The organism is Ochrobactrum sp. EDr1-4 (assembly GCF_049199085.1).
Taxonomy (GTDB): domain Bacteria; phylum Pseudomonadota; class Alphaproteobacteria; order Rhizobiales; family Rhizobiaceae; genus Brucella.
The window spans coordinates 1-20120 of the sequence record NZ_JBLZOF010000006.1 but is presented as its reverse complement, the minus strand read 5'-3'; the positions used below and the strand labels follow the sequence as shown (position 1 = coordinate 20120).

Below are 20120 nucleotides of genomic sequence, written 5' to 3'. Positions count from 1 at the left end.
GTTTGAATAAGTCTTATGCGCCTGATTATAGTGTTTCAATATTATTGACGTGCGACAAAAAGAAAACGCGGAAGCCTGAACTCCCGCGTTTATAACAATCATATCGAAAACCAGTTAGTTCAACACGGCCTTCTTAGGGTCTGGTGGGAATGATGCATTGGCGACTTCACCACGCAGGAGCTTCAATGCTTCATTGAGCTGCACGTCATCCTTGGCTTCGAGCGGCACATAAGCTGCCGATCCCGATCCCTGATCGTCTTCAGCATTGCCCTTGATGTGACCCTTAAGCTCGGACTCACCACGCACAACGTCCTGACCGAGCATTTCTGGCGGCAGGGGCTGATCAACCTTGATGTCCGGCGTGATGCCCTTACCCTGAATCGACTTGCCAGATGGTGTGTAATAGAGCGCGGTCGTCAGACGCAACGATCCATTTTCGCCAAGCGGGATAATCGTCTGAACCGAGCCCTTGCCGAAGGACTGCGTGCCAAGCACCGTTGCACGGCGATGATCCTGCAAAGCACCGGCAACGATTTCCGAAGCACTGGCCGAGCCACCATTGATCAGCACGATCACTGGCTTGCCATCAACAAGATCGCCCTTGCGTGCATCAAAGCGCGTTACATCCTGTGGATCGCGACCACGCGTCGAAACAATTTCACCCTTGTCGAGGAAAGTGTCTGAAACAGCGACCGCCTGATCAAGCAGACCACCCGGATTAAGCCGAAGGTCGAGCACGTAACCCTTGAGCTTATCGCCCGGAAGCTTTTCCTGAATATCCTTGATCGCCTTACGTAGATCATCCGATGTCTGCTCCGTGAAGGAAATCACACGCAGATAGCCGACATCATTTTCAACACGCGAGCGAACAGCCTTCACCTTGATCACAGCGCGATCAATCTTGAGCGTGATCGGCTTTTCCGCGCCCTCGCGAATAAGGGTGAGTTCAATCGGCGAACCAACTTCACCGCGCATCTTTTCAACTGCGTCGCTGAGGCTCAGACCACGCACTTCCGTGCCATCGATCTTGCTGATCAGATCGCCTGCGAGCACACCAGCTTTCGAAGCAGGCGTGTCATCGATCGGGGCAATGACCTTCACAAGGTCGTTGTCCATTGTGACTTCAATACCAAGACCGCCAAACTCACCCTTGGTCTGCACGCGCATGTCTTGCGCTGCTTCCGGATTGAGGTAAGACGAGTGCGGATCAAGCGAAGTCAACATGCCGTTGATCGCGCTTTCCGTCAGCTTCTTATCATCGGGCGGCGTCACATATTGCTGGCGCACGCGCTCAAAAATATCACCGAAAAGAGCCAGGTCCTTATAGACATCGCTGTCTTTTCCCGCTGCTGCAAACGCAGTGGAAGCAGGCGCGCCCTGAACCATCACCATGGCTGACGCGCCCAACAGGGCTCCGGCGAACAGCAGCGACAGTTTACGTATCATTTTGTGTCCTTCCAGAAAGCCGCTCGGACCACCATGGGGCCGGATCTACGGGTTTTCCATCTTTTCGAAACTCAATGTAGAGCAATGGAGCGCCATTGCCCACCTCAATTGGTGCAACACTTGCGAGAAGTTTTTCTCCCATCGCGCCCACAGGCTCACCCGCCAAAACGAACTGACCCTGAGCAACGTCGATTCGACCCATGCCAGCCATGACAATATGATATCCATTGCCAGCATCGAGGATCAAGAGCTGTCCATAAGATCTGAATGTTCCTGCATATAACACAACGCCATCGGAAGGTGACGTAATCGTGGCAGCAGGCAAGGTTTCAACCACCTGCCCCATCATGTTGCCACCGACACCATCCTTCTCCGCAAAATGACGGATCGTCTTTCCGGCGGCAGGCAGTACCAGCCTTCCCTGTAACGATGCAAAATCAATCTGCGCATGAAGGCGGTTCTCGTCAGGTGTTGATTCTCCGGCCTTTTCCTGCGCTTTTGCAAGGCGTTCGGCTTCGGCCTTGCGCGCTGCATCAGCGGCATCGCGCACGCCCGCCATTTGCTTATCAAGCCCGTCAATCAGCTCTTTCAGGCTGCCCGCACGATCTGCAAGCTCTTCAGAACGTTTGCGCTGGGCTTCAATTTCCTGCTCAGATTGCGACTGCAACTTTTTCTTTTCTTCAAGAAGAAGTGATTGACGCTTTTGCTCTTCCGCCTGTTGCGTGCGCGTTTCTTTGAGCCTCTCCTGCTCCTGCGCTATTGATGCGGTGACCCGCTGCATATCATCAAGATCACCCGTTAGTTCTTCGACCTGACCGCGCATTTCCGGCACAACAGCCCCTAGCAACACAGCACTACGCACCGATGCGAGCGCATCGTCTGGGCGCACAAGGATCGCAGGTGGCGGATTCAACCCCATACGCTGCAATGCAGCCAAAACTTCTGCCAGCACACTGCGACGTGCACGTAAGGAGGTGCGGATGCCGTCTTCCTGCTCGCGCAGAGATTCAAGCTTATCGGCACTATCGGAAATATCCTGCTGCAATTTCTTATCCGTCTTTGCAGACTGAATAAGTGCAGCTGTAATCGTCGTCTGATCTTTTTTGAGGTTTGCCACCTCGCCTTCAAGCTGTTTGAGCTTGTCACCCGTCACTGACAATTCGGTGCTGAGCTGCTCATATTCGCTTGCTGCCTGATCGCGCTGCTGCTGAATAGCCTGTTGCGCGTAAACCTGTGAGGCACCGGCCAAAAGCGCAGTCGCAGCAAAGCCAGCCCGCAAGAAAGCAGGCAGATTAGGCTTTTTTGAAAGGCTAAAAGGACTCATGAACCGCTATATCAGAAAGAAACAAGGCTAAAACTAGCCGGAGAGCATTAAGGAATTATTAGCTATAAACGCACTGTCAGCATTTTCAGCAAGACACTGGATATATTTCAGACCTCACTCTATTAAACACTCTGCAACGGGGGCAATCACAATGACATCAGAGCTTTGCGCAGAGGCCTCTGACTGGCGTCAGGGACGCAGCTATGTTCACACCTATATTTGTGAAAAGATCATCGCCTCTGCGGTGCTTGATCACAAGTCTATTCTGATGGCAATTGAAGAGCTTGGACTTAGGGTTATTGAGCAGGTTCAAACCGGCGTGAGTGTTCTAAACCCGCAAACCGGCAATCGTTTCACCCTCAGAGGCGCGATGTATCAGCCGGACTGGGTTCACCCGGCGGATTAAGCCCCATTTCAGGGTGCCAAGTCGGGATAGCTCTGTGCGTATTCATGCATCTCACGACGATAACGCCAAACCGCGCGAGCACGATGCTTCCAAAGGTCATGACGTGGTCGCTTCCATGGCTTTTCCGGCCCATGAAAATGGACAATGATCTCAGGGCCGGTTCTGCTTTCCTCAGCATCGCCGCCAAGCCGTACAATATGCCGCCGCTGCCGTGACACTTGGCTCCATGACGAATTATAAGCCGGGTTGAGCAGATGTACGCGACCCAGAAAGACGTTGTTCAGGTGATCCTGATCACCCAGCGCATAAGCAGATGCTCGGGCCAAATCATGCATGGCCTGATGCAGTTCGGGTTCTGCGCGAATGGCATCAGTATCGAGCAAAAGAACACCAGCATTAAAGTAACGCGAGATATCGCTTTGCTGCATCAATTCTTGCAATTCACGCACACGTGGTATCGACTTTTCGCGCACCTTAAGACTGCGCGCCGACCATTTGGCCACAACACAATCGCGCACGGCACCAATCGGACAACCGTTGAGATCAAGCGCGAAAAGAGGTGAGACATCGCCTACGACTTGCGTGTCGCCATCAATGTAGAGAACGCGGCCAGAAATACGCGACGGTATATGAAGCCGCCCCATCGTAGCCGCCGAAATATGCGAGGTTGGCCCTTTGGCGCCTTCCAGATCATCAGCAGTCAAACGCAAGCAATTGAGTGTCACAGCCGGATTTGTGGCTGCCACACGGTGTACCGCTTCCCAATCCCGCTCTTCAAGACCGTCGCCCCAAAAATGCACAATACCGGGCTGCGTCAAGTGACGCAGGACACCCCACATCGCAACGAGCGTGGGTTTGAGAAAGCCGCGATCGGTTACGAATGCGATCTGTGGCAACGTTTTGTTCGTCGATGAAAGCGACATGTAATTCTTCAATGATGCACGAGGCAGTTACGAAACCCGACCCGTTGCATCAGTTATGAGAAGAACATGAAAGAATTAGGATCGGTGATACGGATGCCCTGCAAGAATTGTTGCGGCCCGATATAATTGCTCAGCAACCAAAATGCGGGCGATCTGATGCGGCCATGTTAAAGCGCCAAGCGCCAAGACCAGATCGGCACGCGAGCGCAAGGCGGGATCGTGTCCATCCGGGCCACCAATGGCGACTATCAATTGCCGCTTGCCATCATCACGCATACGACCAATGCGTTCGGCAAAATCCTCCGAACCAAGCGCTTTGCCGCGCTCATCAAGCAAAATCAACGCGGCACCATTATCAAGCGCTTCATTGATGCGCTGTGCTTCTTCGGCTTTGCGCAATTCAACCGTCTGTCCACGACTTTCAGGGATTTCGCTCACGCCGGCGAATTCAAGACCAAGTGGCGGTCCGGACTTGGAAAAACGGTCAAAATAACGCTCGACCAACTCCCGCTCGGGGCCGGCTTTCATCCGGCCCACGGCAAACACACTCACACGCATAGCGCCCTCACTCAGACCAGATTAGTGCACGGTTCCCGATGCACGTTTGTCTTCGAGGTCATTGTCGATCCAGATCTTTTCCAGATTGTAGAAATCACGGATTTCCGGACGGAAAATATGGACGACAATATCGCCTGTATCGATAAGAACCCAATCACCAGCTTCGAGCCCTTCGACCCGAATGTCCTTGCAGCCCATCTCACGAAGCGCCTGCAAAAGATGATCCGCGACAGCCGAAACATGACGATGCGAACGACCAGAGGCGATGATCATGAAATCACCGATCGAAGATCGTCTGCGAATGTCGATAGGGATGATGGATTCTGCTTTGGAGTTTTCGAGACTGGCCAAAGCCGCATCGAAGGCCTGGGACACGAAAGCTGTTTCGTTCATCCCGACCGGTGAAGGCGCGTGGTGAGCCTTCTTCTCAATTGCTGTTCTCAGTGTATTTCCTTTCAGCAAGAACAACGCAATACGGCAGTTATAAGCACCGTACATGCATAAGATAGGCAGAGTCCCTGCATTCTTTCAAGAGTTTAATCTTTATTGCCGCGCATCTTTTCCGAAAACCGCTTAACACTTTTCGGGATGCGCTAATAACACCATTCACTTTTTTGATTTCTGCTTGCGAAGCGCACTTGAAGACAATGTCGAGCGCGGCCCGTGGATAAAGGTCCATGCCGGAGGTGCGCGACGTGCAAGCAATGGAGCATTGTGTTCATCGATGCGGCTGGACGAGAAAGTCTGTGCCATCCTTGAGGACAAATAAGCAAGCGTTGAGCCCGGGCGATCAATCACGGCAATGGGGAAATTCTTTGCAATTTCGCGCCAGCGCTGCCAGCGATGAAACGATGCAAGATTGTCCGCACCCATTACCCAGACGAAATGCACACCGGGGTTAGCTTTTTGTATCAGGGCCAGAGTATCGGCAGTGTAGCGCGTATGGAAAGCCGCTTCGAGCGCTGTCACCTTGATGCGAGGATCGGTCGATATATCTTCGCTCAGCTTTAAACGCTCTGCAAGCGATGCTAGTTCACGCGTATCTTTTAGCGGATTTCCGGGCGTCACCATCCACCAAAGCTGGTCGAGCTTTAGCCGCCGGATAGCGATTTCAGCGACCAGCGCATGTCCTGCATGTGGCGGATTAAACGAGCCGCCAAACAAGCCAACCGTCATACCCTTCTCAACATAAGGCATACGCAGATAATGCGCATCGACGTCTGGGTATCTGGCTTTTAAAGCGTATAGCCCGAAGCCGAATTTCATCAGCCTCGAACCTGTCCATTGCCACGAACACGATATTTAAATGAGGTTAGCTGTTCGACACCGACCGGACCACGCGCATGCATTTTTCCGGTAGCAATGCCGATCTCCGCACCCATGCCGAACTCACCACCATCCGCAAATTGCGTCGAGGCGTTGTGCAGTAGAATGGCCGAATCGATCTCGTTGAAGAAACGCGCAACAACCTCTGCATCCTCAGCAATAACCGCCTCGGTGTGATGCGATGAATATTGCCCGATATGCGCAATCGCATCTGAGACGCCATCAACCAGTTTTACTGAAATAATCGCGTCGAGATATTCGGTCGACCAGTCTTGTTCCGTTGCAGGCGTAGCATCGGGATAAAGTGCTAACACCTCTTCGCTGCCGCGAATTTCACAGCCCTTGGCAGCCAAATCTTGAAAAATTGGCACAAGATGAGTGCTGGCCACCGCGCGGTCAACCAACAGCGTTTCCGCCGAACCACAAATTCCAGTGCGACGCATCTTGGAATTCAACGCAATCGCGCGCGCCATATCAAGATCTGCGGACTTATCAATGTAGAGATGACAAATGCCTTCAAGATGGGCGAACACCGGCACACGCGCTTCCGACTGCACCCGTGCAACAAGGCTTTTGCCGCCGCGTGGTACGATCACATCAATGGCACCATTGAGGCCTTTGAGCATTTCGCCGACCGCTGCACGATCTGTCACCGGCACGATCTGGATCGCATCCGCAGGCAAATTGCTAGCTTCCAACCCCACCACAAGCGCATTGTGAATGGCTGCCGACGAATGGGCGGAATCTGAACCGCCGCGCAGAATAACCGCGTTACCAGCCTTGAGGCAAAGCGCACCAGCGTCCGCCGTCACATTAGGGCGGCTTTCATAGATCACACCAATCACACCGAGCGGCGTGCGCACACGCTCAATGTGCAGACCATTCGGACGGTCCCACTCGGCAATCACTTCGCCAACAGGATCAGGCAGAGCAGCGATCGCACGAATACCATCGGCGATAGCCTGAATACGACTGCCATCGAGTGTCAAACGATCCACAAACGAAGCCGCCATGCCGCTTTGCGCAGCATTTGCAAGGTCGAGCTTATTGGCTTCAAGGATTGCATCTTTGCTTGCCAGAACGGCATCAGCAGCAGCAAGCAAGGCTTTGTTTTTCTGTTGAGGCGAAGCAATGGAAAGTGGAGCCGCTGCCTGTCTGGCTTTACGACCAACCTCAGCCATAATGGCCGCGATATCAGTTCCGGCATCCGCTTTGTTCAACATCTCTTCCCCCTACACAACTTCCGCATTACTTGCAGCGCGTGTCACCAGATCATTACGATGGATCATCGCAGCTCGTGCATCATAACCAAGAATATCACTGATCTCTTCGCTTTTATGGCCTGCAATCTTGCGCGCATCATCAGCGTCATATGCAATGAGGCCGCGTGCAATTTCACGACCATCTTGGTTGAGAACTGCAACCGTATCACCGCGCTCGAACTGACCTTCGATGTCCTTCACACCGGCAGGCAACAGCGACTTGCCAGACTTCAGCGCCTTGGCTGCACCCGCATCAACCGTCAAACGACCAGCGGGTTCCAGATTACCGGAAATCCACGTCTTCCAGGCGTTAACCGGCGCGTTAGACGGCTCAAACAAAGTTGCGCGCTCACCGCGATCAATGGCTGAAAGCGGTGCCATGCGTGTGCCAGAGGTGATGATCATGGCCGTACCGGCTGCGTTGGCAATTTTGCCTGCATCAAGCTTGGTTTTCATACCGCCACGCGAAAGCTCAGATGCAGCGGCTCCCGCCATGGCTTCGATCTGCGGAGTTATAGATGCCACAAGCGGAATAAACTGCGCGTTCGGGTCTTTGTGCGGCGGTGCCGTGTAAAGACCGTCAATGTCCGACAATAGAATGAGAAGATCAGCGCCCATCATGGTAGCTACGCGCGCTGCTAGACGATCATTATCGCCATAGCGGATTTCAGTTGTCGCAACCGTATCATTCTCATTGATGATCGGGACCGCACCGAGTTTCAACAATGTCTCGATTGTTGCCCGTGCATTGAGATAACGACGACGCTCTTCTGTATCATCGAGCGTGAGCAAAATCTGACCTGACTTGACGCCATGCCCGCCCAACACATCGGCATAGGCTTTGGCCAATGCGATCTGACCGGCAGCAGCCGCAGCTTGACTTTCCTCAAGCTTTAGCGATTTCTTTGGCAGACCAAGCACCGTGCGCCCCAATGCGATAGCACCGGATGACACAACCAGGACTTCAACACCTCCACGCGAAAGGTTGGCGATGTCCTGCCCAAGGCTTTCAAGCCAGCTCTGCTTGAGGCCAGTTGCACGATCCACAAGAAGTGCGGACCCAATTTTGATAACAATGCGGCGATAGTCTTTGAGTTGTTTCAGCATGTTTTCAGTTCCTGCGCCGCATTACCAATTTTTATTCTTCTTCGACAGCGCCTGCTTCGACCGCACGGCTCTTGTCGATCACGCTGGCAAGCTGGCGCAGAACATCGTTCAAACCTTCATGGCTGACCGCTGAAAGCAGCATAGGATCGCATCCACATGCCTTTTTAAGCGCCTTGATCTTTTCCTTACGGGTCTCAGGATCAATCGTATCAATCTGCGACAGCGCAACGATTTCCGTCTTTTCAGACAGACCGTGTTCATAGGCTTCAAGCTCACCACGAATAACCGTGTAAGCCTTCGCCACATCTTCTTCCTGCGCGGAAACCAGATGCAACAGCACGCGCGTGCGCTCGACATGACCAAGGAAGCGATCACCAAGGCCCACGCCTTCGCTTGCACCTTCAATCAGACCCGGAATATCCGCAATCACGAACTCACGGCCATCGACTCGGGAAACACCAAGGTTTGGATGCAGTGTGGTGAAAGGATAATCGGCAATCTTTGGCTTTGCAGCCGTCACACTTGCAAGGAATGTGGATTTACCCGCATTTGGCAATCCAACCAGACCTGCATCAGCAATCAGCTTCAGGCGTAACCATAGCGTGCGCTCAATGCCATCCTGACCGGGATTAGCATGGCGCGGCGCACGGTTTCGCGATGTCGTGAAGTGAAGATTACCAAAACCACCATTGCCGCCCTTAGCCAGACGATAGCGTTGACCAAGCTCTGTGATGTCACAGATTACTGTTTCATTATCTTCTTCGAAAATCTGCGTTCCAACCGGCACTTTGAGAATAACATCATTTCCCTTGCCGCCGGTCATATTGCGGCCCATGCCGTGCATGCCAGTCTGTGCCTTGAAATGCTGCTGATAGCGATAATCGATCAGCGTGTTGAGACCGTCGACAGCTTCAACCCAGACATCACCGCCGCGACCGCCATCACCGCCATCAGGACCGCCAAATTCAAGAAATTTCTCGCGCCGGAACGAAACAGCGCCTGCACCGCCCGCGCCGGAGCGAATGTAAATCTTGGCCTGATCGAGAAATTTCATTGAACTTACCTCTTGTGACGCACCGTTTTTGTCTCGGAACACGTCTTAAACTTTGGAATTGCGCACTGTCCCGCGCAATCCGATTTGCAATTACAGCAAAACCCGCGTCCTGCAAACAGCAGAACTCATAGGTTTTCAGCTTAAATTCAGTTTCCAAGCTGGATCACTGAAATCGATATAGAGCAGTTCCTGATCCAGATACTGCCCCTGCACATAAAGTGACTTGCGCTCAAGGCCATAGGATTTGAAGCCAAGCTCGTCATAAATGCGCTTGGCGGGCTCATTCGTTGCCACAACCTTCGCGTCCAGTATCACGACATGCTGTGCTGCATGTTCGATAACACGCTGAACAAGCGCCTTGCCAAGATGTAGCCCGCGCGCTTCGGGTGCAACATAGACACTCACCAAAGTGCCGCGATGTCGTTCCGACTTGCGTTCATGTCGAAACATGCCGGCGATGCCCATCAGGTTCTCACCATGAAAAGCACCGAAAATGACATTGCCATTTATCTGCTCAAGACGACGCGCGAACACGCTCTCGGAATAGGCATTTTCTTCTTCAAAAGTCGATCCAAAGGCTTGCGGCGCAAGCTGTAAAGCCGAAAGGCGTATCGCGCGAAATCGATGTAGGTCGCCCTTATCCAGCGCCCGAACCTCAACCCTTTCGCGGGTGATTGCGTATATATCGTTCATAGTATTCCCCGATGATTATCGGCCCTGCGCTCTAACTATTTGTTTTAACGCGCATCTTATCCGAAAACCGTTTCACACTTTTCGGGATGCGCTCTAAACGCAGGGCCATTTTTTATGATTATGACTGCCAGCTTCTCAGGCCGATCCATGTGCGCCGATCGAGAACATAACGCTCGACAGGAACATTTCCGGCAGCAAGTGAATCCGCCATGCCCATGCTACTGAACTGGAAGCCGCATTTATGGATCACCTTACGCGAACTGCCATTGCTGGCATGACACGAAACATGCAGCCGCTCGATTGGCGTGGCACGGAAGGCCAGATCAATCAATGCGTGAGCCGCTTCGGTGGCAAAGCCATGCCCCCAATACGGCTCGCCCAGCCAATAGCCAATCTCCAGACCTTCGCCGTGGCTGTGCGGATGGATGCCACAACAGCCCATAAAGATACCAGTTTCAGCTTGGGTAATTGCGTAAATGCAATTGCCCATCTCGCCTTTTCGCACGCGCTCAACAAAGTCCACGGCATTTTCGCGGGTGTATGGATGAGGCATACGGGCGAGCATAGTGGAGACGCGGGCGTTATTAGCAAGATAGGAAATTGCATCCACGTCTTCGACATGCGGCGGGCGAAGAACCAGCCTGTCAGTCACGAGAACGGGGCAATCCAACTGATCTGCTAATCCCGGCGAGAGATCAGCATAGCTGGCCTCCCGCTCACTACAGCTCTCGTAATAATCTTCTTCTAAAACTTCGATGACCATTGTTCTGTCCTCCAGACGAAAAAAAGGGAAGATGGTTGTCCCATCTTCCCTTTGATCTTCTGGCAGGTGCCATATGTACCGGGTCCATGGGACGCCGGTACTTTATAGAGGTCCGGCTTACTCTGCTGCTTCCGCGATCGGGGTAACCGACACGTAAGTACGACCGTTGGCTTTCGTGCGGAAAGCAACGGAACCATTGGTGGTAGCAAAAATGGTGTGGTCTTTGCCGAGGCCAACATTGGAACCCGGATGCCACTTGGTGCCGCGCTGACGCACGATGATGTTGCCAGAAACAACAGCTTCGCCACCAAACTTCTTCACGCCAAGGCGCTTTGACTCTGAATCGCGACCGTTACGCGACGAACCACCAGCTTTTTTGTGTGCCATTGGATTTCTCCTTTATCTCTTCTACTTACTCAGCCGAATCGGCCTTGGCTGCAGCCTTCTTAGGCGCTGCCTTCTTTGGCTTTGCGACTTCGCCTTCAGCGACGTCTGCCTTTGGAGCCTTCTTCTCAGCGGCCTTCTTGGAAGGCTTCGCGCCGTCGGTAAGGATCTCCGAGATACGGATTGTCGTCAGTTCCTGACGATGACCGCGAGTGCGCTTCGAGTTCTGACGACGACGCTTCTTGAACGCGATAACCTTGCGAGCGCGGCCCTGTTCAACGACTTCTGCCGTTACCAGAGCGCCTGCAACAACTGGCGCGCCAATGGTCGAACCAACCATCAGAACTTCTACGAATTCTACGATGTCGCCAGCTTCGCCAGCAACCTTTTCAACCTTGATCAGGTCGTTTGCGGCAACGCGGTACTGCTTGCCACCAGTCTTAATGACTGCGAACATTTGTTTTCCTTTCGGGTCGTTCGGTCCAGCTCTCATACCCTTTAACGCAAGCGCCTGGGCACGGGCCGTCTTTTTATCAGTCGTTGATTTTGAAAGCTTTCAGCCTTCTGATCAGAGTCCGGAAAGCCGGAAATCTCCAATCAAAACAATAGACGCAGACACAGCTGCGCTTAAAGTCAGGTGCTTATAGGTGGGAGACTGCGGAAAAGTCAAGAATTTTCGCACTGTTATGCAAATTAGGTCTTGTCTAATTGCATTTGGCCCGTTATTGAGCCGCTACACACTTAGCATTCGCTTTAGATGCTTACAAACGGCGCGGTTTTTATAGATCGTTTTACCGTAGTGCACCATGCGGAGAGGTGGCTGAGTGGTCGAAAGTACCGCACTCGAAATGCGGCGTGGGGGTAACTCCACCGTGGGTTCGAATCCCACCCTCTCCGCCATTTTATTTACCAATGAAAACACATATAAGCGCGTGTCACTCAAACTTCGTGATTTGAGATAAATTTAAAATCACAAACCAACAGACAGTCCTTAATACGGCACTTGTTGAACCATTCGCTTTGTGCCCTATAGTGATCTTGAAGTGTTGCATAAGGGGGCGCTGGAATGTCAAAAACTACGCGCTCCCGGCTGAAATGGACCGCCAGCATTCTCGCTATCTGGTTTACGTTTATTGCACTTTATCTGGCGCTTTCGATCAACAATTCTCTGAAAAATGAAGCAAGTGAGTTAAACGAAGCCGGCTTTCTTTTACATCGCATGATTTCGCAGCGCGTCGCGCAACATGATGCACATATGACGACGCTTGCTTCGCTGATTCTCGCAGATGAAAATAAAAAGCCACAGCTTGTCGCGCAGGTCAGCGACAGCATCATGCGGTTTTATCCTCGCATCAAAGCTATTCAGGAAATTGAAATAACGTGGCGGGAACCTTCAGCCATTGCGGATGTGCGGCAAGTGCTATCGGTGCCTGCTAATGCAGCGCTCCCGGATTACCGCACACTGGGCAGAGAAATTTTCGTCCAGAAAGCGGGAGAAGTGAGGAGCTATATCAGTCCCTCTTTCGAGCAGGGATATCTGCTGGCCAAGAAGCTGAAAGATACCAATCCGGCTCTTGCACTCGTCATGCAAATTGATGCCAAGCAGCTCATTGATCTGGACGAGCTCCCTGCGTGGGCGAACATCAGGCTCATACTCGACGGCTCCATTGTAATGGAGCAAAAAGCCGTACAGCAAGCTTCCGGATGGCTCGCTTCACCATGGTTCAGTCGAGTGGTTGATAGCGGGTCACAGCCGCTTCTTCTCACAATGGATTATCCCATCGCGCTAACTGATCTTGTTGATGGTATTGCATTATCCGTGGTGGCAATCATCAGCCTGATTGTGCTTTCGCTTCTTGGATATAGTTTGCAGCACAGACGCGAAGTGCGTCGTCTCAAAGCTTCTGCAGAAATGGCCGAGCAACGCAGCATAACGCTCGCACGTGAGACACGTCTGGCGCATGCGGAGAGAGTTAATTCCATGGGAGAACTGGCTTCCGGCATTGCACATGAACTGGCACAGCCTCTGACGGCACTGATGAGCCAGAGCCGTGCCGCTGAACGACTGGTCGAGCAGTCAGGCATAAACAATGCCCTGCTAAAAAAAGCTATGGCCGCCAATGTGCGGGAAGCAAGACGCGCGGGTGATATGCTCAAACGGATGCGTGATTATATCAGCAATCGCCCACCAAAGCCTGTGCCCGTCGAGATCAATAGCATCATTCAGGACACGGCTGAGCTTCTGCATACCGAGCTCGAGCAACGCAACATTGCGCTACATTTCACACTCGAACCCAACCTGCCCCCTGTAATGGCTGACCCGGTTGAACTCGAGCAGGTCTTCAACAATCTGATCCGTAATGCCTCCGATAGTCTCAACGAAGCCAGCGTTTTGGAAGGGCAGATCAGTATCACAACGAAGCGCGAAGGCGAACATATCTGCATCAGTATATGCGACAATGGGCCGGGGATTCCCGCAGACCTGCAACTGCGCCTGTTTGAACCTTTTTTCACGACAAAGAAAGACGGGATGGGGCTTGGCCTCACTCTGTGTTCAACACTGATTGAACGCATTGGAGGTCACATCGAAGCACAGAACAATGATGATGGCGGAGCATGTTTCATGGTCAGGCTACCGATTCAGAATAAGGGAGCCAGCACTTGAGCCAAACAATGATCTATCTGGTTGACGATGATGAAGCGGTCCGTGATGGGCTTTCAATGCTTCTGTCTACGTATGGCATGGCTGTCGAAACCTTTGCCGATCCCACGACTTTCCTCGCCCATATCGATGAACATCGCCCCGGAATATTGTTGCTCGATTTACGAATGCCGCTGATCAGCGGGTTGCAGGTGCAACAAAAGTTAACGGAGCGCGGAAACAATTGGCCGATCATCATGATCACCGGTCATGGCGACGTGAACGCCTGCCGCAGAGCCTTCAAAGCAGGTATCAGCGACTTTCTCAGCAAACCCATTGATGAAGATGTGTTGCTTGATGCGATCCACTCAGCGCAAGCGCTCTTGCAAACGAGACTGGAAAAGCAGGAGGCAATTGATCTTCTGGCAAGCCTCACAAGCAGGGAACGGGAAGTGCTTAACCTTGTCTGCGAAGGTTATGCCAGCAAGGACATAGCCGGGGCACTGGATATTTCAGCACGCACCATTGATGCGCACCGCGCCAACATTGCCGAGAAGCTCAAAACAAGCTCTGTCGCCGAGTTCGTCCGCCTCACCATAGCGGCATCTCAGTAGAACTACCTAGCAGACTTCGTGTTGTCGCGGATTCCACGAAAAGCCACCTGCCTTTAGAACTGTCATCAGAAAGTGAGACTTTCAGGGAATAGTTCCAAAGGAGATACGACTATGAAACGCATTTTTCTAGCCGCTACTGCCGCTGCCCTTATGACTTCGGCTGCGTCCGCACAGATCCTTGAAGAAAAGAATATGCCAATGGAATTGGCAAGCACGATTGCTCGTGAAGCCGTCGCAGCATGTTCCGCTGAAGGCTACAATGTTGCCGCAGCAGTCGTTGATCGTGCCGGTGTCCTTCGTGCGCTTCTGCGGGCTGATAATGCTGGTTCGCATACACCTGAAGCAGCACGCCAGAAGGCTTACACCTCATCGTCTTCGCGCATGCCAACCAGTGCCATGGCTGAAAACATTACCAAGAACCCAGCAGCCGCAGAACTGGCATCCATTGACGGCTTCCTCGTTCTGGCTGGCGGCGTTCCGGTCAAAGTCGGTGATGTAACAATCGGCGCGGTTGGCGTCGGTGGCGCACCTGGCGGTCAGTTTGACGAAGCATGTGCGATTGCAGCGATCAACAAAGTGCAGGATCAGCTCAAGTAATCAGTGCTTATAAAAACAAAAACGCCGCGCAACCAGTCACTGGATGCGCGGCGTTTTTTAGATCATTTGAAATATCTCCATCAGAGATTTTTCTGAGCAAACCGATCGAAAGCCTTGAGGAAATCGCCAAGGAACTTGGCCGTATCGGGCACCAGTTTGCCGCTTTCATCCAGCATTTTATCAACATGCGCGAGATAAGCCTCTGGCTGCTGCAAGGTCGGCATATCCAGAAAAACGAGCGACTGACGCAGATGATGATTGGCGCCAAATGCTGAAATATTGCCGGGTGATCCGCTGATAATTGCAGCAGGCTTTCCGCTCCAAATGCTTTTACCATAAGGGCGTGACCCCACATCGAGAGCATTTTTAAGAGCGGCCGGAACAGATCGATTATATTCAGGCGTCACGAATACAACTGCATTGGCTTTTGCTAGTTCAGACCGGAACCGCGTCCATGCCTCGGGTGGGGTGTCTGTATCGAGATCAGGGTTATAAAGTGGCAGATCACCAATTTCGACAAGTGTTAGCGCCATATCGTCAGGCGTTATAGCGTTCAAGCCCTCTGCTACTTTTCGATTGAACGAATCGTTTCTCAGGCTTCCAACCAGAACAGCCACATTCAATTTCGGCATTGCAACTTCCTATCTTCAATGTTGATCTGCAAGAAAAGTAAAACAGAAGATGAAGAGGTCAAGCTGATACAGAATTAATAAGGGTCAAAAGCGCACTGCGTTCTTGGAATGACTATGATTTACAGAGCAAGGCCCATTCCTTCTTACGGCAAATTAATCGCAAGACGCCTTAGGTTGCGGTAATTTTGGCCTTAACGAACACGTCATAGCGCGTGCTTTTGCCTAAAATCTGATGTGAAGGTTTGCGTAAACCCTCCATAGATTCAGCCCGCAGCGGCCATTTGAGAACCACACGGTTTTGCGCATGTTCCAACGCAACCTGCATAAGCAATTCTGAATCAGAGTCTGCACCCACAATTTCACGAATCTGGCGCATTTCCTTTTTAACCAATGCCGTGTTTCCACGCGGCGGGTGCATCGGATCAACCAGCACGACCATGGGCTTAAGTTCGGGCAACAGCAGAGATGAATCTCCATGGAGCAAGGTCATTCGCTCCACTGTTTGCGCATATTTTCCGCCTTCGGCACTTGCGCGTGCGAGCCCTTCAGCAAGAAGATCATGCATCTTCTTCGAGCGCTCAATCAAAGTTACCCGCGCTCCAAGAGCGGCGAGCAAAAAAGCATCGCGACCAAGACCCGCCGTTGCATCCACAATATCGGGCGTAATGCTTCCTGTAAGCCCAGCGGCCTTAGCCAGTGCCTGCCCTCGCCCTTCACCCGCTCGGAACCGATGCCCAACTGCCCCACCTATAAAATCAACGATCAGTTCTGCTGGTTCAGCCTTTTGCGACATGGTGCACTCAGAATGGGCAAGGAATAGTAAATGTGACATCGCGCCCGTCTGGATGCTGAAACGTCAATTCTTCAGCATGCAGCAATAGGCGTTCGGACGCATCAAGCGAGGCACCTTCAGCGTAGAAGGCATCGCCAAGTATAACATGGCCTAGCGCCTTCATATGAACACGCAACTGGTGTGTTCGTCCGGTCAGTGGAAAAAGCCGGAGCCGGGTCGTATTCTCACCGCGTGCCAAAACTTGCCAACGCGTTTGAGCGGGCTTACCATTTTGGTGGTCCACGCGATGACGTGGTTTATTTTCGGCATCGATCGCCAGCGGCAAATCAATTAGGCCCTCATCCTCAGCAACTTGCCCCCATACTTTGGCTATGTAAGCCTTATGGGTCGTTCGCGCCTCAAATTGTGCTGCAATAGCAGCATGGGCCTTGCGATTGAGTGACATCAACACAAGGCCAGACGTGTCTTTATCCAGACGATTGATCATCAACGCATTAGGAAACTGCTTCTGCACCCGGACAGCAAGGCTGTCCGTCAAAGCGGGATGACGTCCGGGGACAGACAACAGCCCGCTCGGCTTATCGAGAACCAAAATATCAACATCTCGGTGGATGATAGATATATATGGCTCAAGCGGCGGATTATAAACAGGAAATTCGGGCATTGGTGCATTCATAACGGCGTTTTAGCACGGTTTGCATGGCGACGAAAAGTGTTGATCAATATGGCGGTGACCATGCATAAGCCGTATATCAAGTGTTTTAGCTTGATCTATCGCGTCGTGACAATTCTGGACCATCAATGGCATCAAAAACCACTTTGAATGCGAAAAATCTCGAAGCACTCGGTGTTGAACGCCTTGCGAAGCTATTGATTGAAGTCAGTACCGGCAATGCCAACCATAAGCGTAAGCTGCGCATGGAGCTTGCAGGTAACTCAAGCAGTGCGGAACTTGCAAGAGAGGTTCGCAAACGCTTGGGCAGCATCGCACGTGCGCAAAGCTGGATAGGCTGGAGAAAAATTAAATCCTTCAAGGCAGATCTTGAAAGCCAGCGAAATACCATTGTCAAAAATATAGCCCCCTCCGATCTAGAGGAAGGATTTGAATTAATATGGCAGTTTCTCTCTCTTTCGAATCAGATATTTGAACGTTCCGACGATGGCAATGGCACGCTCATGGAGAGCTTTCACGCTGCTAATCGAGACGCTGGACACATAGCGACGCAGGCTAATCCTCCTACGGAAAGGCTTGTTGACCAAATATTCCAGTCTCTTCTGAGCAACGACTTTGGTCAATATGACCAACTCATCAGTTCGATGTCACCAGCACTGAAAGAAAACGGTCTTCGAAGACTCCAGCAACGTTTTGAAGAGTGGAATAATGAGCACTCAACACATAAACATAACGCCACAGCTGATGCTCGTTCTGGAGCAGTAAAAATCTCACTTCAAAAAATAGCTGACGAACTCAATGATGTTGAACTTTTTGTCGCCCAACATCCTGCAAACACACATCGATTACCAAGCGTTTCCACTGAAATAGCTACGAGACTACTTTCCGCGGGCCGTCCCCAGGAAGCATTGGAAATGCTCGACGGCGCCCAGTTTAGTGGAGAACGTGAAACACTGCCAGAATGGCAATTGACACGAGTTAACGCACTAGAGGCATTGGGGCACTTGGAAGAAGCTCAGCAATTTCGTTGGGACGGCTTCAGGCAAACACTCAACGTCGATCTTCTGCGCGGTTTTCTACGGAAGCTACCAGATTTTGATGATATTGATGCGGAGGAAAAGGCCTTTGCACTTGTGGGCGATTATCCAGATGCCAACAAGGCAATTCTATTTTTCATGCAGTATACATCTGTTAGTCAAATGGCCAAATTCGTAATTCATCGCTCATCCGAACTTGATGGCGAAAAATACGAGTTAATGTCGGCCGCAGCGGAGAGGCTCGTCGACAAATATCCAGTTGCAGCAATCCTATTATTCAGGCGCATGATAGACTTCGCACTTACGCGCGGCCGAACGAGCCGATACAAGAAAGCAGCGCAGTATCTATCGGAATGCATCTTACTTGATCGAAATGTTACAAGTTGCGGCACGATCGTTCAGCACGATGTTTACCTTTCGAATCTTCGTAAGCAACACCACAAGAAATATAGTTTTTGGGATCTGGTAAATTGACGATCTCTATTTTAGATAATACTCATGTATTCCATGAATGAGACCTCTCTGAAAAAGCTACAGGATGATTTGGAGCGCCTGCAGATTGAGCTGGCGAACAAACAGCGGCTTATTCATGAGCAGGAACAAACGCTTTCACATTTCAGAAAAATTTACGATCAATCTTCCATTGTCGCTCAGATTGGTATCTGGGAATGTACGTTACCCGACGAGGAGTTAACCTGGTCGGATTACGTTTACGATATTTTTGAACTACCCAAGGGAGAACCTCTCACGCGTGCTGATACACTGGCATGCTATACGGATGCTTCAAAGATAGAACTTCAAAAACGCCGGTCAGATGCCATTACTCAACGCAACGGTTTTACGTTCGAAGCAGAGATAACTACTTTTCGTGGAAACAAGCGTTGGATACGCATTACGGCGTCGGTCGAATGCCAGGATGAAACACCCGTCCGCATCTTTGGCATGAAACAGGATATTACGGAGCAGAAAGCATTATTCGACAAAATAACGCATCTTGCCGAATACGATCAGATGTCTGGCCTTGCAAATAAAAGCCAGTTCCACACAAAACTTTCATCGATGCTGGACATCGCCAATAATGAGAAAGAAACCGGCTTCCTCTTATTGATTGATCTCGATGGATTTAAGAAAATAAATGATGAATTTGGCCATCTCGCAGGAGATGAATGCATTAAAGAAATTGGATCACGACTTAGTGGCCTAAATTCCCTTGGTAGTCATACTTATCGAATTGGTGGCGACGAGTTTGCAGTTATCACATCAGAGTCTTGTGATCAAAAGCGAGCCGAGGACATCGCTCAAATAATCATAAATCGCGTTAGTTCACCTATAGCATTTAGTAATAAGAATCTTCAACTTGGAGCATCTGTTGGCATCGCCCCATTAAAGGGCCTCACAGAATCTGATGTCTTTAACAACGCGGATGCTGCACTGTATTGCGCTAAAGCTGAAGGGAAGGCGACGTTTCGTTGCTACCAACCCCATCTAGAAGCGGCCAGAGCTTGAACCGACTTGTTAGATAAATCAGTTACAAGTCCTATTTTCCTAATTAGTTAGGTCTTGTCCTAGCTGCGCTAATAAAAGTGTGCAGCTTGTAGAGCATTATTTGGGGATCCAACGCGCGCATCTTATAGCTGCACTATTTCTGGGTTCTATCTTAAAAAGCAAAAAGCCCGCTTGTAGCGGGCTTTTGATGTTGGTTGTTTTGTTCACGTGTTGATACGTGTGATTATGCACCGGATTATTTGTTTTTTGAGAGATTTGGTTGCGGGGGCAGGATTTGAACCTGCGGCCTTCAGGTTATGAGCCTGACGAGCTACCGGGCTGCTCCACCCCGCGTCAAAGAATTACGGACTTTTGAGCCCGGAAGCGAAGTCAGGCCCTTAT

22 protein-coding genes and 2 tRNA genes are annotated in these 20120 nt (G+C 51.3%); 7 read left to right on the top strand and 17 right to left on the bottom strand.

Going from position 1 to position 20120, the window contains the following annotated elements; translation table 11 throughout:
* Positions 1–114: 114 nt before the first annotated feature.
* Together ACOZHT_RS17475 and ACOZHT_RS17470 are read right to left on the bottom strand one after the other, a co-directional pair.
* Entirely contained in the window at positions 115–1446 is a 1332-nt protein-coding gene (locus ACOZHT_RS17475; protein WP_339514513.1) for a S41 family peptidase, read from the bottom strand.
* A complete protein-coding gene (locus ACOZHT_RS17470; protein ID WP_339514511.1) occupies positions 1436–2770 on the bottom strand; it encodes a murein hydrolase activator EnvC in 1335 nt (444 codons plus the stop codon). Before ACOZHT_RS17470 ends, ACOZHT_RS17475 begins: the two co-directional genes overlap by 11 nt.
* A 151-nt stretch (positions 2771–2921) precedes the next feature.
* Here ACOZHT_RS17470 and ACOZHT_RS17465 point away from each other — a divergent pair, with 151 nt between their 5' ends.
* A complete protein-coding gene (locus ACOZHT_RS17465) occupies positions 2922–3176 on the top strand; it encodes a hypothetical protein (protein ID WP_339514509.1) in 255 nt (84 codons plus the stop codon).
* 8 nt (positions 3177–3184) lie between these two features.
* On the opposite strand, the gene ACOZHT_RS17460 is transcribed toward ACOZHT_RS17465, so the two are convergent.
* The 11 genes from ACOZHT_RS17460 to rplU all read right to left on the bottom strand — a co-directional run bounded on the left by ACOZHT_RS17460 (position 3185) and on the right by rplU (position 11703).
* On the bottom strand, positions 3185–4099 hold the full coding sequence (locus ACOZHT_RS17460) for a glycosyltransferase family 8 protein (RefSeq protein ID WP_339514507.1): 915 nt from the start codon (positions 4097–4099) through the stop codon (positions 3185–3187).
* 75 nt (positions 4100–4174) lie between these two features.
* Positions 4175–4657: a 23S rRNA (pseudouridine(1915)-N(3))-methyltransferase RlmH gene (gene rlmH, locus ACOZHT_RS17455; RefSeq protein WP_339514505.1), complete on the bottom strand. Its 483-nt coding sequence runs from the start codon at positions 4655–4657 to the stop codon at positions 4175–4177.
* Between the two features lie 21 nt (positions 4658–4678).
* Complete coding sequence (gene rsfS, locus ACOZHT_RS17450) at positions 4679–5050, bottom strand: ribosome silencing factor (RefSeq protein ID WP_339514608.1); 372 nt, start codon at positions 5048–5050, stop codon at positions 4679–4681.
* A 213-nt stretch (positions 5051–5263) separates the two neighbouring features.
* Positions 5264–5923, bottom strand: a complete 660-nt coding sequence (locus ACOZHT_RS17445) for a nicotinate-nucleotide adenylyltransferase (protein WP_339514503.1) — start codon at positions 5921–5923, stop codon at positions 5264–5266.
* Positions 5923–7206 (bottom strand): glutamate-5-semialdehyde dehydrogenase, encoded by a 1284-nt coding sequence (locus tag ACOZHT_RS17440; protein WP_339514501.1) that lies wholly within the window; start codon positions 7204–7206, stop codon positions 5923–5925. The genes ACOZHT_RS17445 and ACOZHT_RS17440 overlap by 1 nt, the downstream gene beginning before the upstream one ends.
* Before the next feature lie 9 nt (positions 7207–7215).
* Positions 7216–8352, bottom strand: coding sequence for a glutamate 5-kinase (gene proB / locus ACOZHT_RS17435; RefSeq protein ID WP_339514499.1), 1137 nt, complete (start codon positions 8350–8352; stop codon positions 7216–7218).
* A 31-nt stretch (positions 8353–8383) separates the two neighbouring features.
* The gene (gene obgE, locus ACOZHT_RS17430) at positions 8384–9406 is read right to left on the bottom strand and encodes a GTPase ObgE (RefSeq protein WP_339514497.1); all 1023 of its coding nucleotides are present in this window, start codon (positions 9404–9406) and stop codon (positions 8384–8386) included.
* A gap of 135 nt (positions 9407–9541) precedes the next feature.
* On the bottom strand, positions 9542–10099 hold the full coding sequence (locus ACOZHT_RS17425) for a GNAT family N-acetyltransferase (RefSeq protein WP_339514495.1): 558 nt from the start codon (positions 10097–10099) through the stop codon (positions 9542–9544).
* Positions 10100–10217: 118 nt separating this feature from the next.
* Complete coding sequence (locus ACOZHT_RS17420) at positions 10218–10862, bottom strand: GNAT family N-acetyltransferase (RefSeq protein WP_339514493.1); 645 nt, start codon at positions 10860–10862, stop codon at positions 10218–10220.
* A gap of 117 nt (positions 10863–10979) precedes the next feature.
* A complete protein-coding gene (rpmA, locus tag ACOZHT_RS17415; RefSeq protein WP_339514491.1) occupies positions 10980–11249 on the bottom strand; it encodes a 50S ribosomal protein L27 in 270 nt (89 codons plus the stop codon).
* 25 nt (positions 11250–11274) lie between these two features.
* Positions 11275–11703 carry a 50S ribosomal protein L21 gene (gene rplU / locus ACOZHT_RS17410; RefSeq protein WP_339514489.1) on the bottom strand — a complete coding sequence of 143 codons (429 nt, stop codon included), beginning with the start codon at positions 11701–11703 and terminating at the stop codon, positions 11275–11277.
* 353 nt (positions 11704–12056) lie between these two features.
* Here rplU and ACOZHT_RS17405 point away from each other — a divergent pair.
* The 4 genes from ACOZHT_RS17405 to ACOZHT_RS17390 all read left to right on the top strand — a co-directional run bounded on the left by ACOZHT_RS17405 (position 12057) and on the right by ACOZHT_RS17390 (position 15098).
* Positions 12057–12146: transfer RNA gene (locus tag ACOZHT_RS17405), tRNA-Ser, on the top strand.
* 166 nt (positions 12147–12312) lie between these two features.
* Entirely contained in the window at positions 12313–13911 is a 1599-nt protein-coding gene (locus tag ACOZHT_RS17400; RefSeq protein ID WP_339514487.1) for a sensor histidine kinase, read from the top strand.
* Positions 13908–14501, top strand: coding sequence for a response regulator transcription factor (locus ACOZHT_RS17395; protein ID WP_339514485.1), 594 nt, complete (start codon positions 13908–13910; stop codon positions 14499–14501). Before ACOZHT_RS17400 ends, ACOZHT_RS17395 begins: the two co-directional genes overlap by 4 nt.
* A gap of 111 nt (positions 14502–14612) precedes the next feature.
* Positions 14613–15098, top strand: coding sequence for a heme-binding protein (locus ACOZHT_RS17390; RefSeq protein ID WP_339514483.1), 486 nt, complete (start codon positions 14613–14615; stop codon positions 15096–15098).
* Positions 15099–15178: 80 nt separating this feature from the next.
* On the opposite strand, the gene ACOZHT_RS17385 is transcribed toward ACOZHT_RS17390, so the two are convergent.
* From ACOZHT_RS17385 to ACOZHT_RS17375, 3 genes are all read right to left on the bottom strand, one after another.
* Entirely contained in the window at positions 15179–15730 is a 552-nt protein-coding gene (locus tag ACOZHT_RS17385; RefSeq protein WP_339514481.1) for an NADPH-dependent FMN reductase, read from the bottom strand.
* A gap of 169 nt (positions 15731–15899) precedes the next feature.
* On the bottom strand, positions 15900–16523 hold the full coding sequence (locus tag ACOZHT_RS17380) for a class I SAM-dependent methyltransferase (protein WP_339514479.1): 624 nt from the start codon (positions 16521–16523) through the stop codon (positions 15900–15902).
* 7 nt (positions 16524–16530) lie between these two features.
* Positions 16531–17187, bottom strand: a complete 657-nt coding sequence (locus ACOZHT_RS17375) for a pseudouridine synthase (protein ID WP_421566176.1) — start codon at positions 17185–17187, stop codon at positions 16531–16533.
* A gap of 137 nt (positions 17188–17324) precedes the next feature.
* Here ACOZHT_RS17375 and ACOZHT_RS17370 point away from each other — a divergent pair, with 137 nt between their 5' ends.
* Positions 17325–18707, top strand: coding sequence for a DUF6880 family protein (locus ACOZHT_RS17370; RefSeq protein WP_421566175.1), 1383 nt, complete (start codon positions 17325–17327; stop codon positions 18705–18707).
* Between the two features lie 24 nt (positions 18708–18731).
* Entirely contained in the window at positions 18732–19739 is a 1008-nt protein-coding gene (locus ACOZHT_RS17365; RefSeq protein WP_339514473.1) for a diguanylate cyclase domain-containing protein, read from the top strand.
* Between the two features lie 256 nt (positions 19740–19995).
* Here the strand turns inward: ACOZHT_RS17365 and ACOZHT_RS17360 are convergent.
* Positions 19996–20072, bottom strand: a tRNA-Met gene (locus ACOZHT_RS17360).
* Positions 20073–20120 lie beyond the last annotated feature (48 nt).